Here is a 13,647-nt window from a genome sequence, read left to right as displayed (position 1 = left end):
AAGCCGGCGCGCCGGGCAACTCAGATGGCGTCGACGCCGGTCTCACCGGTACGGATGCGGATCACCTCTTCCACATTCGACACGAAGATCTTGCCGTCTCCGATACGTCCGGTCTGAGCCGCGTTGCGGATGGCTTCGATGGCGGCATCCGCCGTCTCGTCCGACAAGACGATCTCCACCTTCACCTTCGGCAGGAAGTCGACCACATATTCGGCGCCGCGGTAGAGTTCGGTGTGACCCTTCTGGCGTCCGAAGCCCTTTGCCTCGGTGACCGTAATGCCCTGCAAGCCGACTTCCTGAAGCGCTTCTTTCACTTCGTCGAGCTTGAAGGGTTTGATGATCGCCTCGATCTTTTTCATGAGAAAACCTGCTCTCCGCTTTTCCCGGAACGCGTGGTATCGCGCCCGCTCCCAGACGTATGCACGGTCCGTGCCACATCGCGCGAATTCGAGCCGTATTTCGCCGAATACGCAAGGGCAGACCTCGAATATGCTGCAAGATCAGACGAAACGCCGCATCGAGGACTGGTATCTCGTGAAAATCCGATCATTTCGACGAAAATTCTCACACGCAATCATTGGCGTGATAATGGCAGGTGTCGCCTAAATAATAGGCAGACAGAGCATTATTTAATCAGAGTCAGATCGATAGCGCCTACCGGGCGGTCCCAGTTCGCTCAGCAAGCGCCATCGCACCCTGAGGTGCCCGAATTTTCCCCTCGTGAATGATGTAGAGAAAGACATCGCGGGCCTGCTTTTCTGGCGCAGCGCTTGGATCCGCCAACGGCAGGTCTGATGGCTGGCCACCTTTAGACCAGATCGCCGCCCGCTTCGCCCAGGCATCCAGCTCATCGCCAGGGTAGGCGGTCTCGACGTCGTCGCTGCCGCGTTGCAGGCGGGCATAGATGAAGTCAGCCGTCACGTCGGCGATTTCGGGGTAGTCGTGATGGTGTGCGTAGCAGATGGCGACCGCGTGCTTGCGTGCGAGCGCGACGAACGCTGGATCGATGAAACTTGCATGACGCACCTCCAGCACATGCCGAAATGTCATGCTGCCATCCTTCTTCGGCAGCAACTGCAGAAAGGCCTCGAAATCGTCGGGCTCGAACTTCTTGGTCGGCGCAAACTGCCACACGATCGGTCCCAGCCGGTCGCCCAGTTCGACGACGCCCGTGTCGAAGAACTTTCGCATCGACTCGCCGGCTTCGGCGAGCACCTTCTTGTTTGTGACAAAGCGGTTGCCCTTGACCGAGAAGACAAACCCCTCAGGCGTATCGGCTGCCCATTTGGCAAACGTCTCGGGCGTCTGCCCCCGATAGTAGGTGCCGTTGATCTCGATCGTCCGCAATTGCCGTGACGCGAAATGCAACTGCTGCTTCTTCGGCAGCTTGTCCGGGTAAAACGTGCCCTCCCAAGGCGCAAAGGTCCATCCGCCGATGCCGCATCGAATGGTTCCAGCGTCTGCCATGGGCGCTCCTCAAGCCGGTGGGATGAATGGTTGGTAGATCGACTGGAAAACCGGCATGGCCCGCAGCGTCTCGCCGTGGCGCTGCAGTGCAGGATAGTCGTCCAGATCAATAAGATCGGGATGGGAGGCGATCAAATGGTCGAGCATGGCGCCGATGGCGATATCCGCATGACCGATCCGCTCACCGTTCCAGAACGCCGTGGTGCGGCGGGATCCCTCCAATTCCAGCGCAGACAGCGCTGCCGCAATCTGCCGTTTGCAGCGCTCGATCCACTGGGCGGAGGGGTGATTATGCAGCACATTTTCATAAAAGAGGCTGACCGCCTTGTCGGAGATGCCCGTGGCGAGCGACACGGACTTCATCGCGCGACGACGTTCAGGCTCGTTCACCGGCAATAGTCGCGCGTCCGGAGAAGCGAGGCCATCCACATGGTCGATGATGCTGTGACTGTCGAGCAGGATATCCCCGTCATCGGTGACGAGCACCGGGACACGCAGCAGCGGATTGTAGGCGATGAGCCGATCCGCATCGCCAAAGGTCGACCACGGCCAGTGCTCGAAGGGCAGATCGTAGAGCGTCAGCGCAATACCGACGCGACGCACGAAGGGAGAATCATACTGACCGATCAAGATCATGTCCGCCTCCAGTGATACGATGAGGCCACGTTAGCCGAATGCCTACTCCGCCGCTTGAGATTTTGCTTGTGGGCGTCGCTCCAGAAGTTCCTTCAGGAACCGCCCCGTGTGCGACCGCTCGACCTTGACCACATCCTCCGGCGTTCCGCTTGCGACGATCTCGCCACCGCCATCGCCGCCCTCCGGGCCAACATCGATCAGCCAGTCGGCTGTCTTGATGACCTCGAGATTGTGCTCGATCACCACGACCGAATTGCCCTGATCGACCAGTTCGTGCAGCACCTCGAGCAGTTTCGCGACGTCGTGGAAATGCAAGCCGGTCGTCGGCTCGTCGAGAATGTAAAGCGTGCGTCCGGTCGAACGCTTGGCGAGTTCCTTGGCCAGTTTGACGCGCTGCGCCTCGCCACCCGAAAGCGTCGTCGCCTGCTGACCAATCTTGACGTAACCGAGACCGACGCGGTTGAGCGTGATCAGCTTGTCGCGCACCGCTGGCACGGCTGCGAAGAATTCGACGCCTTCCTCGACGGTCGTGTCGAGCACGTCGGCGATCGACTTGCCCTTGAAGGTAACGTCCAGCGTTTCGCGATTGTAGCGCTTGCCGTGACAGACGTCGCAGGTGACGTAGACATCCGGCAGGAAGTGCATCTCAATCTTGATGACGCCGTCGCCCTGGCAGGCTTCGCAGCGGCCACCCTTCACGTTGAAGGAGAACCGCCCGGGCTGATAACCGCGCGCCTTGGACTCCGGCAAGCCCGCGAACCAGTCGCGGATGGGGGTGAACGCGCCGGTATAGGTGGCGGGGTTGGAGCGCGGTGTCCGGCCAATCGGCGACTGGTCGATATCGATGACCTTGTCGATGAATTCCAGTCCGTCGATCCGATCGTGATCGGCAGGATTTTCGCGAGCGCCCATGATGCGGCGTGACGCCGCCTTGTAGAGCGTTTCGATGAGGAAGGTGGATTTCCCGCCGCCCGAGACGCCGGTGACCGCCGTAAACAAACCGAGCGGAATCGACGCCGTCACGTTCTTCAAATTGTTGCCGCGGGCTCCCACGACTTTCAGTTCCTTGCGCTTCACCGGCTTGCGGCGCTGCGCCGGCACCGCGACGGAGAGGGCACCCGACAGATATTTCCCCGTCAGCGACTTCGGATTGGCCATGATGTCGGCTGGCGTTCCCTCGGCGATGACTTCGCCGCCATGGATCCCCGCCGCCGGGCCGATATCCACGACGTGATCCGCCGTCAGGATCGCATCCTCGTCGTGCTCGACGACGATCACCGTGTTGCCGATGTCGCGCAGGTGCTTCAGCGTGTCCAGAAGCCGGGCGTTGTCACGCTGGTGTAGGCCAATCGAGGGCTCGTCGAGGACGTAGAGCACGCCTGTCAGGCCCGAACCGATCTGTGAGGCAAGGCGAATGCGCTGGCTTTCGCCACCGGACAAGCTGCCCGAGTTGCGCGACAGCGTCAGGTAGTCGAGCCCGACATCGTTCAGGAAGTTCAACCGGTCGCGGATTTCCTTCAGGATGCGAACGGCGATCTCGTTCTGCTTGTCGTTCATCGCGGTCGGCAGATCCTGGAACCAGGTACCCGCCTGCCGGATCGACATCTGCGAGACTTCGCCGATGTGGCGTCCATCGATTTTGACGGCGAGCGCCTCGGGCTTCAGGCGATAGCCGTTACAAGCCGGGCAGGGGGCCGCCGACATGTAGCGCTCGATCTCCTCGCGGGCCCAGGCGCTGTCGGTTTCTTTCCAGCGCCTCTCCAGATTCGGCACGATGCCTTCGAAGGTCTTCGCCGTTTTGTAGGAGCGCAGGCCGTCGTCATAATTGAAGACGATCTTGTCCTCCGTACCGTGCAGGATTGCGTTCTGCGCATCTGCCGACAGGTCGGTCCATTTATCCGAGATCTTGAAGCCGAAATGCTTGCCGAGCGCCTCGAGCGTCTGGCGATAATAGGGCGACGAGGATTTTGCCCATGGCGCAATGGCGCCGTCACGCAGCGTGCGCGCCGTCTCCGGAACGATCAGTGCTGGATCGATCTTCTGCTGGGTGCCCAGGCCGTCGCAGGTCGGGCATGCGCCTGATGGGTTGTTGAACGAAAAGAGCCGCGGCTCGACCTCCGAAATCGTGAAACCCGAGACGGGGCAGGCGAACTTCTCCGAAAAGAGTATTCGCTCATGGGTCGCGTTCTTGGACTTGTTCGCGCCGCCGCCTTCCGCCGTTTCGCCCGCCGGCAATGGCTTGTCGGCAAACTCGGCAACCGCCAGGCCGTCCGCCAGTCGAAGGCAAGTCTCAAGGCTGTCGGCAAGCCGCGCGCCGATGTCATCACGAACGACAATGCGATCCACCACGATATCAATGTCGTGCTTGTATTTCTTGTCGAGGGTCGGCGCTTCGGCAATCTCATAGAATTCGCCGTCGATCTTGACGCGCTGAAATCCCTTCTTCAGCAACTCAGCAAGTTCCTTGCGGTACTCGCCCTTGCGTCCGCGCACGATCGGCGCAAGCACGTAAAGCCGCGTCCCTTCCTCGAGAGCCATCACCCGGTCGACCATCTGGCTGACCGTCTGGCTTTCGATCGGCAACCCCGTGGCCGGCGAATAGGGCACGCCGACGCGGGCAAACAGAAGCCGCATATAATCGTAGATTTCGGTGACGGTACCGACCGTCGAGCGCGGGTTCTTCGATGTCGTCTTTTGCTCGATGGAGATGGCCGGGCTCAGGCCGTCGATCTGGTCGACATCCGGCTTCTGCATCATTTCCAGGAATTGGCGCGCATAGGCCGAAAGGCTTTCGACATAGCGCCGCTGGCCCTCCGCATAAATCGTATCGAAGGCGAGCGATGATTTGCCCGATCCGGAAAGCCCGGTCATGACGATCAGGCTGTTGCGCGGAAGATCGAGATCGATCCCCTTCAGATTGTGCTCACGTGCACCGCGAATGGAAATGGTCTTGAGTTCGCTCATGAGATCGCCAGATGACACGTCGGTAAGATGGGGAGGTTCGAGGCTGCGCATCCACCCTCGTCGAACTGCGCAGTTGCCGTCAAATCATGTAGGTTCTCGCAAGACAATGTCGAGGGCAACTTGCCCGCCGCCGACCGACTCGGTTGACAAGCAAGCAAGAGGCTTTTAGAACAAAAAAAGAACAAAACATAGCCTGCCTTGCAAACGCCCAACTGCCCTGTGGAAATGCGGCGTATGGGGCGCAGGTTCCTGCGAGTTCCGATAAGATGCCGCCTTTCAACAATGATCGCGCGGCAGCGGCTTAAAGGCTGTTTGGCCGGATATCATTCAACCGGCGACTACAAGAAGGCAATCACCATGGCAGGAAGCGTCAACAAGGTCATTCTCGTCGGAAATCTGGGTGCCGACCCGGAAATCCGTCGCACACAGGACGGCCGCCCGATTGCCAATCTGTCCGTCGCGACTTCGGAAACCTGGCGCGATCGTAACTCCGGCGAACGCAAGGAGAAGACCGAGTGGCACCGCGTCGTCATTTTCAATGAGGGCCTGTGCAAGGTTGCGGAAAGCTACCTGAAGAAGGGCGCCAAGGTGTATATCGAGGGCCAGCTCCAGACCCGCAAATGGCAGGATCAGAGCGGCCAGGACAAATACTCCACCGAGATCGTTCTGCAGGGGTTCAACTCGACACTGACCATGCTCGATGGACGCGGCGAGGGCGGTGGCATGGGGCAGGGTGGCGGCGGCGGTGGTCGCGGCGGCTCGGATTATTCGGGCGGGGGCGTTGGCGGCAACGACTACAACCGACAGTCGCCGGCATCGCGCAACGACGATTTCTCCCGCGACATGGACGACGAAATTCCGTTCTGATTGGCGCGGACCAAGAGCTATGAAAGCGATGCGGGAAAACCCGCATCGCAGATCGCATCAATAAAGAAACTGCTCGGCTATGATGCGGTCATCCCAGGAATGATCGGGATCCGACAAGAGGCGCGCGGTCGTCTGTTTTGACTGAACGATGCGGACGAGCCGAATGGATTTGACCTCCGTGTTGTCGGCGACTGCGTTGACCGGCCGCTTTTCGCGCTCCAGCACCTCGATCGTCACCTCCGCCTTGTTGGAGAGCAGCGCACCTCTCCACCGCCGCGGGCGGAATGCGCTGACCGGCGTCAGTGCGAGCAATGGCGCGACGAGCGGCAGGATCGGGCCGTGGGCAGAAAGATTATAGGCCGTCGAGCCCGCAGGCGTCGCCACCATCAGCCCGTCACAGACGAGCTCTTCGAGCCTGACCTTGCCATCGACGCTGACGCGCAGCTTGGCGGCCTGATACGACTGGCGAAGAACCGACACTTCATTGATCGCAAAGGCGTGCGTTTCAGCGCCATCCTCGTCGGTCGCGACCATTTCCAGCGGATTGATCTCGCTTTCCACCGCCCGCTCGATGCGCTCGCGCAGTCCATCGGTGGCGTACTCGTTCATCAGGAAGCCGATCGAGCCCCGGTTCATGCCGTAAAGCACTTTGTTGGAATTCATCATGCGATGCAGCGTCTGCAGCATGAAGCCGTCGCCACCGAGTGCAATGATGACGTCGGCATCTTCCGGGGTATATGCACCGTAAAGCGCTTCCAGTTCGAATCGCGCCGCTTGCGCGTCCGGAGCGTTGCTCGAAATGAAACTCAATTTTTCCGTAGCACGCGCCATCCAGTCTCATCTCCCATTGCTGCGGCACATTGGCGAGGGATGGCGGATCGGGCAAGCGCGAAGGAGCCGGTCGCCGCGCTAATTTTTACCGCGACGCCGCCCAGTGCATTTCTCGTTTTACAGCGCCGGCAATTATGCTAATCACCCGCCCGTGCCCTTGTAGCTCAGTTGGTAGAGCATCTGATTTGTAATCAGAGGGTCGGGAGTTCGAGTCTCTCCGGGGGCACCATTTTCGGCAGCGCGGAATGCCTGGCCGCTCATCTCTCCAGAATTTGCTCATTTCCCAACGGATTTCCCGGTCCGAGCGCACATAGTGACATTCTGGCACCACCACCTGGCGCACCACCGTTTCGCCGCATTCTCAGCTTGCGGATGCATCGCACGCGACCAATAGTGCTCGGGGCCGGACAGCCCCACACTTCTGGAGATTCGGAACATGAAGAGACTGATTTTGACCGCGTCCATCCTGGCCGCGGCCGCACCGGCCTTTGCTGCTGATGCGGTAATGTATAACGATCCGGCACCTGCCGCCGCAGCGCCGATGGCTGCTGCGCCGAACTGGTCCGGCTTTTACGTCGGTGGCCAGCTGGGCGGCGTCTTCGGCGAAACGGGTACGTTTGGCCTGTCTCCGTTCACTCCGGCCCTTCAGACGGCTTTCGCACCCGGCTTTTCGGGTGATTTCGATTCCGGCCTGATCGGCGGCGTCCATGCCGGTTACGACACCCAGTCCGGCAACTTCGTCTTCGGCGGCATTATCGATATTTCGGCCACGGACGTTTCGGACACGCAGAACGGCTTCTCCGTCACGCCTGCGCGCTACACGGTCACCCGTGAACTCGACTACCTCGCAACTCTGCGCGGCCGAATCGGCTATGCGATCGGCAGCAGCTTCCTCGTCTACGGCACGGCTGGTCTCGCCTATGGCCAGGTCGACTTCTCCTACGAGCAGCCCGGCTCAGGTGCCACGACGACGACTTCTGGCGGTCAGGATGATGACTTCGGCTACACCGTCGGTGCTGGCGTGGAAGCCATGGTCACGTCGAACATCTCGGTCGGTCTCGAGTACCTCTACACGGATCTCGGCGACAACGATTTCAATGCCAACCTCGTAGGCGGCCCGTTCGGCGCCGGCACCACGGGCTTTGGAACGGATCGTTCGTTCGACTTCCACACGGTCCAGGCGAAGGTCTCCTTCCGCTTCTAAGCCACTCAGGAAGGCGGTCGGATACCGACCGCCTTCCATCTCGCCGAACCCCTATGGCTCTGCCCGACGCGGCGCATTATGGTGCGGCGCATTGAAGCGAATCCTCGCGACCGAACGGGCAGGGCATGCGGATCATTATTTGTGGGGCGGGGCGCGTCGGCTTCGGCATCGCTGAAAAGCTGGCCCAGGAGCAAAACGACGTCTCCGTCATCGACACGTCGGCCACGCTCATCAACGCGATACGCGACACGCTCGACGTGCGCGGCTATGTCGGCCATGGCGCCCATCCCGAAGTGCTGGCGCAAGCCGGGGCGGAGGAGGCGGACATGATCATCGCCGTCACGCTCTCGGATGAAGTGAACATGGTCGCCTGCCAGGTGGCGCATTCTCTCTTCAACGTCCCGACAAAGATTGCCCGCATCCGCGCCCAGAATTATCTGGCGCCGCATTATCTCGATCTCTTTTCCCGCGAACACATGCCGATCGACGTCATCATCTCGCCTGAGGTGGAGGTCGGCAAGATGGTGCTGCGCCGCATTGCTTTGCCGGGCGCGACCGATGCCGTCCGCTTCGCCAATGACGCGATCGTGCTCGTCGCCATCGAGTGCCTGGAAGACTGCCCGGTCGTGAACACACCGCTGGAACAGCTCTCGGAGTTGTTTCCCGACCTGACGGCAACCGTGGTCGGCGTGGTTCGCGACGGCCAGCTGATGGTGCCCCATTCGACCGATCAGCTCAGCACCGGGGATCTGGCCTATGTGATCTGCGACAAGGATCACGTCCGCCGCACGCTTGGCCTTTTCGGGCATGAAGAGCCAGAGGCCATCCGCATCGTCATCGCCGGCGGCGGCAATGTCGGCTATTTCGTCGCCAAGGCGATCGAGGAACGGCAGCCGAACATCAAGGTCAAGATCATCGAGCACGATCGCAGCCGCGCCATTGCGATCGCGGATCAGCTGCGCCGCGCGGTGGTGCTGAACGGCTCTTCGCTCGACCAGTCGATTCTGACGGAAGCCGATATCCACGATGCCGATCTGATCGTATCGCTGACCAACGACGACCAGGTGAACATTCTCACCAGCGTCATGGCCAAGCGTCTGGGCTGCAAGGCAAGCCTTGCATTGATCAATGAACCATCGTTCCAGGAATTCACCAAGCCGATGGGGATCGACGCTTACATCAATCCCCGCGCCGTCACCATTTCGCGCATCCTGCAGCATGTGCGCCGCGGCCGCATCCGCGCTGTCTACAGCGTGGAGAAGGGCCAGGCCGAGGTGATCGAGGCGGAAGCGATGGACACGTCGCCGCTCGTCGGCAAGCCCTTGCGGGATCTCGATCTGCCGGATGGCGTGCGCATCGGTGCCATCTACCGCGACAAGCAGGTGGTGCAGCCGATCGGCTCGACCAAGATCAAGTCGAAGGACCGGGTCGTGATGTTCGCGCGCTCGCGCGATGTCCGCCATGTCGAACAGATGTTCCGCGTCAGCCTCGAATTCTTCTGACCGCCGATGCTCGGCGCGATCTACCTCCTTACCCTTGCCTCCGGTGGCGTTCTCGCACTTCTCATACCCGCGGTGTTGATTGCGCTTGCCGGAGGCGATTTCGCGCTGGCGGAGGATATGGCGCTCGTCACCGCGTTCGGTGCCTGCATCTGCACCATGGTGCTCGCCTCGCTGTCTGAACGGATCGGACCACTCGAACGGGAGTTGAACTTCGTTTCGCTGGTCCTTGTCTGGCTTGTCACGCCCATCACGGCCGCACTTTGCCTGATGGCACTGGTCGGCCTCGGTCCCATGCAGGCGTGGTTCGAAGGCGTGTCAGCGCTGACAACCGCTGGGGCGACCGTGCTGCAGCGGCAGACCGTACCAACCGCGCTGCTCTTCTGGCGCTCGGCTCTCGAATGGTACGGCGGCTTTCTGATCCTCGTCTCCATCATCCACGTCCTCGCACCGGCGGGCTTCGGCGGGCTGAAGGCGAGCGGGAGGCGGCGCGGAACCGGTGGCAAGGTCGATGGACATTGGGGCGCCATCGGCGCGTATTCCTCGATTTTTTGGCAGTACGGCGCGTTGACGATTGCCATCGCGCTGCTGCTCATCATTGCGCGAGTCGATCCTGCCAACGCCGTTATGCTCGCCATGATGAGCATTTCAACTGGGGGATTTCTTCCCTTCGAAGGCACGCTCGACGAGCATATCGGTCTCGGGGCGATCTTCGTTCTTGCGATCGGCCTCTGTTTCGGCACGCTCAGCGTCTTCTGGCGGCGCAATATCCTGCGCAATCCAAGGCGGGTGCTGGCTGAAAATCGGGAGGCACGGATCGTGATCCTTGCGATCCTTGGGCTTGGCATCATCTACGCGGCGCGCATCTCCGAAGCGTCCGGCTCCTTCTCGGCGGTGGGGGTGCTGACAGCACTCGTGGAAGGCTTTTTCACCGCATCATCGCTCATCGCCACCAGCGGCGCCGAAACGCGACCCGGCGTTTTCGCGCTTTTGCCTTCCTTCCTCGTCCTGTGCGTCGTGTTCGTGGGTGCGAGCGTCTATTCCACTTCAGGCGGCATCAAGGTCTATCGCCTCGCGACCATGTGGATCTTTGCCAAGGCTGAGCTCAACCGCCTGATCTATCCGACCGCGGTCGCGCCATCGAAATTCGGCCGCGACCAGATCGATGATGACGCCATTCGCGCCGTCTGGTCCTATTTCGTGCTGGCGCTGCTATGCGTTGCCACCGGAACCGTCCTGATCACCGCAACGGCGGCGAATTTCGAAGGTGGGCTGGCCATGGCGGTGACCTTTTTCGCCGGCGCGAGCCCGGCCTATGAATCACTGATGCCGATCGAGGCGCAAGGGTCACAGGCAATCGCCGAAGCGTGGCCTGCCTTCGAGGCGCTGCCGACGACGGCGCTTCTTCCAGCGATCGTGCTCATGACGATCGGCAGGCTTGAAGTGCTCGTCGTCTTCGCCGTAATCAACATCAAATACTGGCTGCAGCGCTGAACCATCTGCAGCGACTGGAAAAGGACGTCGATCATGTCGCGCATTGCCTATGTGAATGGACGCTATCTGCCCCATGGCGCGGCGGCCGTGCATGTGGAAGATCGCGGCTACCAGTTTGCCGACGGCGTCTATGAGGTCTGCGAGGTTCGCCAAGGCTTTATCGTCGACATGACGCGTCATCTCGATCGCCTGGCGCGCTCTCTGAGCGAGTTGCAGATGGGCTGGCCGCTGAGCCGGGACGCGTTCAAGATGGTGCTGCGTGAGGTGGTGCGTCGCAACCGCGTGCGCAACGGGCTCGTCTACCTGCAGGTTACCCGCGGCGTCTCCCGTCGCGACCATGTGTTTCCAAGCGCTGCCACCATGCCGTCGCTCGTGGTGACGGCGAAAAAGACCGATCCGCGCGTCGTGCGCGCCAAGGTCGAGAAGGGGATCAGCGTCATCACGGTGCCCGAGAACCGTTGGGACCGTGTCGACATCAAGACTGTCGGCCTCCTGCCCAACGTGCTGGCCCGCCAGAAAGCCAAAGCCGAGGGCGCGCAGGAGGCGATATTCGTGGATGTCGACGGCACCATCAAGGAAGGTGCGGCCACCAATGTCTGGATTGTCAGCGAAGACGGTGTGCTCATGACCCGGCCGGCCGACCACGGCATCCTGCGCGGCATCACCCGGGCCACGGTCATGGATGTGGCGGCAAAGCTCGATCTCAAGGTGGAAGAGCGCGCCTTCACTGTCGAGGAAGCCAAGCGGGCGCGCGAAATGTTCCTGACGGCTGCAACCTCCGTCGTTATACCGATCGTGTCGCTGGATGGCACCACCATTGCCAATGGCCACCCCGGCACCATGTCTGCTGAAATGCGGGACGCCTTTTTTGACGTTGCAGAAAAGACACCAACCTGATACCACCAAGGGAATAGGGGACCTTCACACTTCTCTTTTTTAGCATATTTTCAAAGGGTTACAGTGTGACGATTATCCGGCCCGGTCGAGGTCGGCAAAAAAGAAAGATGCGACGCCATGGCGGAACGTTCTCAAAATTTGCAGGACCTGTTTCTCAACACCGTCCGCAAGCAGAAGATTTCCCTGACGATCTTTTTGATCAATGGGGTCAAGCTGACCGGTGTCGTGACGTCCTTCGATAATTTCTGCGTACTCTTGCGCCGGGACGGGCATTCGCAGCTCGTCTACAAACATGCGATTTCAACGATCATGCCGGGCCAGCCGCTTCAGATGTTCGAGAGCGACGACAGTGCCGGCAGTGGATCGTGACCAAGGCTGATTGATCATCAGACAGCGTGATAAAGACGAGAAGGCCGACGATACGCCGAAGCGGAAGCTTCGTGACGATAAGCGCGCCTTCGTGCTCGTACCAATCCTGAAACGTGACACGCGGGGCGATAAGTCCGGCTCGGTCGAACGCTCTGACGAGGCGCGGCTGGAGGAAGCCATTGGCCTCACGCGTGCGATCGATCTTGAAATCGCCCACGCCACCGTTGTGTCGGTCGCCAAGCCACAGCCGGCGACGCTGCTCGGCAGCGGCAAGGTCGAGGAGATCGGCGGCCTTCTGGAGACGCTGAATGCCGGTCTCGTGATCGTCGATCATCCGCTGACGCCGGTCCAGCAGCGCAATCTCGAGCGCGAATGGCATGCGAAGGTCATCGACCGTACGGGTCTCATTCTCGAAATCTTCGGCAGCCGCGCTTCGACACGTGAAGGCGTGCTGCAGGTCGAACTCGCGCATCTGAACTACCAGAAGGGCCGGCTGGTTCGCAGCTGGACCCACCTGGAGCGTCAGCGCGGTTCGACGAGCTTCATCGGCGGCCCCGGCGAGACGCAGATCGAAGCCGACCGCCGCATCCTTCAGGACAAGATCATCAAGCTCGAGCGTGAGCTCGAGCAGGTGCGCCGCACCCGCCAGCTGCACCGTGCCAAGCGCAAGAAGGTGCCGCATCCGATCGTTGCGCTTGTCGGCTATACCAATGCCGGCAAATCGACGCTCTTCAATAGCATCACGGGCGCCTCGGTGATGGCGCAGGACATGTTGTTCGCGACGCTGGACCCGACGCTTCGGCGTATGAAGCTGCCCAAGGGCAGGGCGGTGATCCTGTCCGATACGGTGGGCTTCATCTCCAACCTGCCGACGCATCTCGTGGCCGCCTTCCGTGCGACGCTGGAAGAGGTGCTGGAAGCCGATCTCGTTCTTCACGTGCGCGACATCGCCGACCCGGATACGGGCGCCCAGGCAGAAGACGTGCGCGCTATCCTCGAACAGCTCGGCCTCGGTGGCGAAGACGCGATCTCTCGCGCACCGATCATCGAGGTCTGGAACAAGATCGACCGGCTCGCACCCGAAGCGGCAACGGCTATCACCGAGAAAGCCGCCACCATGGCCGATACGGTGGTCGTGTCCGCCATCACGGGCGAGGGCGTCGATCGCCTGCTGTCGAAGGTGGAAGAGGCGTTGTCGGGCCAGACAGTCGAACGCCAGGTGGTCATCGGAACCGACGATCAGGCGACGCTTTCTTGGCTCTACGAGCACGCAAACATCCGCCATCGCGTGGATAACGACGACGGCACGGTCTCACTCGACGTCGAGATCACCGAACACGATTTTCGCGATTTCGAGATTCGCCTCGGCAACCATTCGGAAGAATGACGTCCTGATCGGCATCAGCTGAGCGGCGAGCG

At 60.9% G+C, this 13,647-nt stretch carries 12 protein-coding genes and 1 tRNA gene; 8 read left to right on the top strand and 5 right to left on the bottom strand.

Annotation, left to right across the window (positions count from 1 at the left end; translation table 11 throughout):
• Positions 1 to 20: 20 nt before the first annotated feature.
• The 4 genes from PU133_RS12090 to uvrA form a co-directional block, all read right to left on the bottom strand.
• Positions 21 to 359, bottom strand: a complete 339-nt coding sequence (locus tag PU133_RS12090) for a P-II family nitrogen regulator (protein WP_126010387.1) — start codon at positions 357 to 359, stop codon at positions 21 to 23.
• A gap of 295 nt (positions 360 to 654) precedes the next feature.
• Positions 655 to 1,467: a DUF72 domain-containing protein gene (locus PU133_RS12085; protein WP_404861908.1), complete on the bottom strand. Its 813-nt coding sequence runs from the start codon at positions 1,465 to 1,467 to the stop codon at positions 655 to 657.
• A 9-nt stretch (positions 1,468 to 1,476) separates the two neighbouring features.
• Positions 1,477 to 2,103: a glutathione S-transferase family protein gene (locus PU133_RS12080; protein WP_404861907.1), complete on the bottom strand. Its 627-nt coding sequence runs from the start codon at positions 2,101 to 2,103 to the stop codon at positions 1,477 to 1,479.
• Positions 2,104 to 2,145: 42 nt separating this feature from the next.
• Positions 2,146 to 5,067 (bottom strand): excinuclease ABC subunit UvrA, encoded by a 2,922-nt coding sequence (gene uvrA, locus PU133_RS12075; RefSeq protein WP_404861906.1) that lies wholly within the window; start codon positions 5,065 to 5,067, stop codon positions 2,146 to 2,148.
• Positions 5,068 to 5,424: 357 nt separating this feature from the next.
• Between uvrA and PU133_RS12070 the strand changes: the two genes are divergently transcribed.
• Positions 5,425 to 5,934: a single-stranded DNA-binding protein gene (locus tag PU133_RS12070; RefSeq protein WP_404861905.1), complete on the top strand. Its 510-nt coding sequence runs from the start codon at positions 5,425 to 5,427 to the stop codon at positions 5,932 to 5,934.
• Positions 5,935 to 5,991: 57 nt separating this feature from the next.
• Here the strand turns inward: PU133_RS12070 and PU133_RS12065 are convergent, their stop codons facing one another.
• Positions 5,992 to 6,765, bottom strand: coding sequence for an NAD kinase (locus PU133_RS12065; protein ID WP_404861904.1), 774 nt, complete (start codon positions 6,763 to 6,765; stop codon positions 5,992 to 5,994).
• A 153-nt stretch (positions 6,766 to 6,918) separates the two neighbouring features.
• On the opposite strand from PU133_RS12065, the gene PU133_RS12060 reads away from it, so the two are divergent.
• The 7 genes from PU133_RS12060 (at position 6,919) to hflX (ending at position 13,615) form a co-directional block, all read left to right on the top strand.
• Positions 6,919 to 6,994: transfer RNA gene (locus tag PU133_RS12060), tRNA-Thr, on the top strand.
• Between the two features lie 207 nt (positions 6,995 to 7,201).
• Positions 7,202 to 7,969: an outer membrane protein gene (locus tag PU133_RS12055; protein ID WP_404861903.1), complete on the top strand. Its 768-nt coding sequence runs from the start codon at positions 7,202 to 7,204 to the stop codon at positions 7,967 to 7,969.
• 125 nt (positions 7,970 to 8,094) lie between these two features.
• Entirely contained in the window at positions 8,095 to 9,471 is a 1,377-nt protein-coding gene (trkA, locus tag PU133_RS12050; RefSeq protein ID WP_404861902.1) for a Trk system potassium transporter TrkA, read from the top strand.
• Between the two features lie 6 nt (positions 9,472 to 9,477).
• The gene (locus PU133_RS12045; RefSeq protein WP_404861901.1) at positions 9,478 to 10,962 is read left to right on the top strand and encodes a potassium transporter TrkG; all 1,485 of its coding nucleotides are present in this window, start codon (positions 9,478 to 9,480) and stop codon (positions 10,960 to 10,962) included.
• A gap of 33 nt (positions 10,963 to 10,995) precedes the next feature.
• The gene (locus PU133_RS12040; RefSeq protein WP_404861900.1) at positions 10,996 to 11,859 is read left to right on the top strand and encodes a D-amino-acid transaminase; all 864 of its coding nucleotides are present in this window, start codon (positions 10,996 to 10,998) and stop codon (positions 11,857 to 11,859) included.
• Between the two features lie 117 nt (positions 11,860 to 11,976).
• A complete protein-coding gene (hfq, locus tag PU133_RS12035) occupies positions 11,977 to 12,228 on the top strand; it encodes an RNA chaperone Hfq (RefSeq protein ID WP_126010377.1) in 252 nt (83 codons plus the stop codon).
• 10 nt (positions 12,229 to 12,238) lie between these two features.
• A complete protein-coding gene (gene hflX / locus PU133_RS12030) occupies positions 12,239 to 13,615 on the top strand; it encodes a GTPase HflX (RefSeq protein WP_404861899.1) in 1,377 nt (458 codons plus the stop codon).
• The last annotated feature ends 32 nt before the right edge of the window (positions 13,616 to 13,647 follow it).

Source organism: Georhizobium sp. MAB10 (assembly GCF_045012825.1).
GTDB lineage: Bacteria > Pseudomonadota > Alphaproteobacteria > Rhizobiales > Rhizobiaceae > Georhizobium > Georhizobium profundi.
Note: the sequence above shows the minus strand (reverse complement) of the source record. Positions and strands in the feature narration are given on the sequence as shown.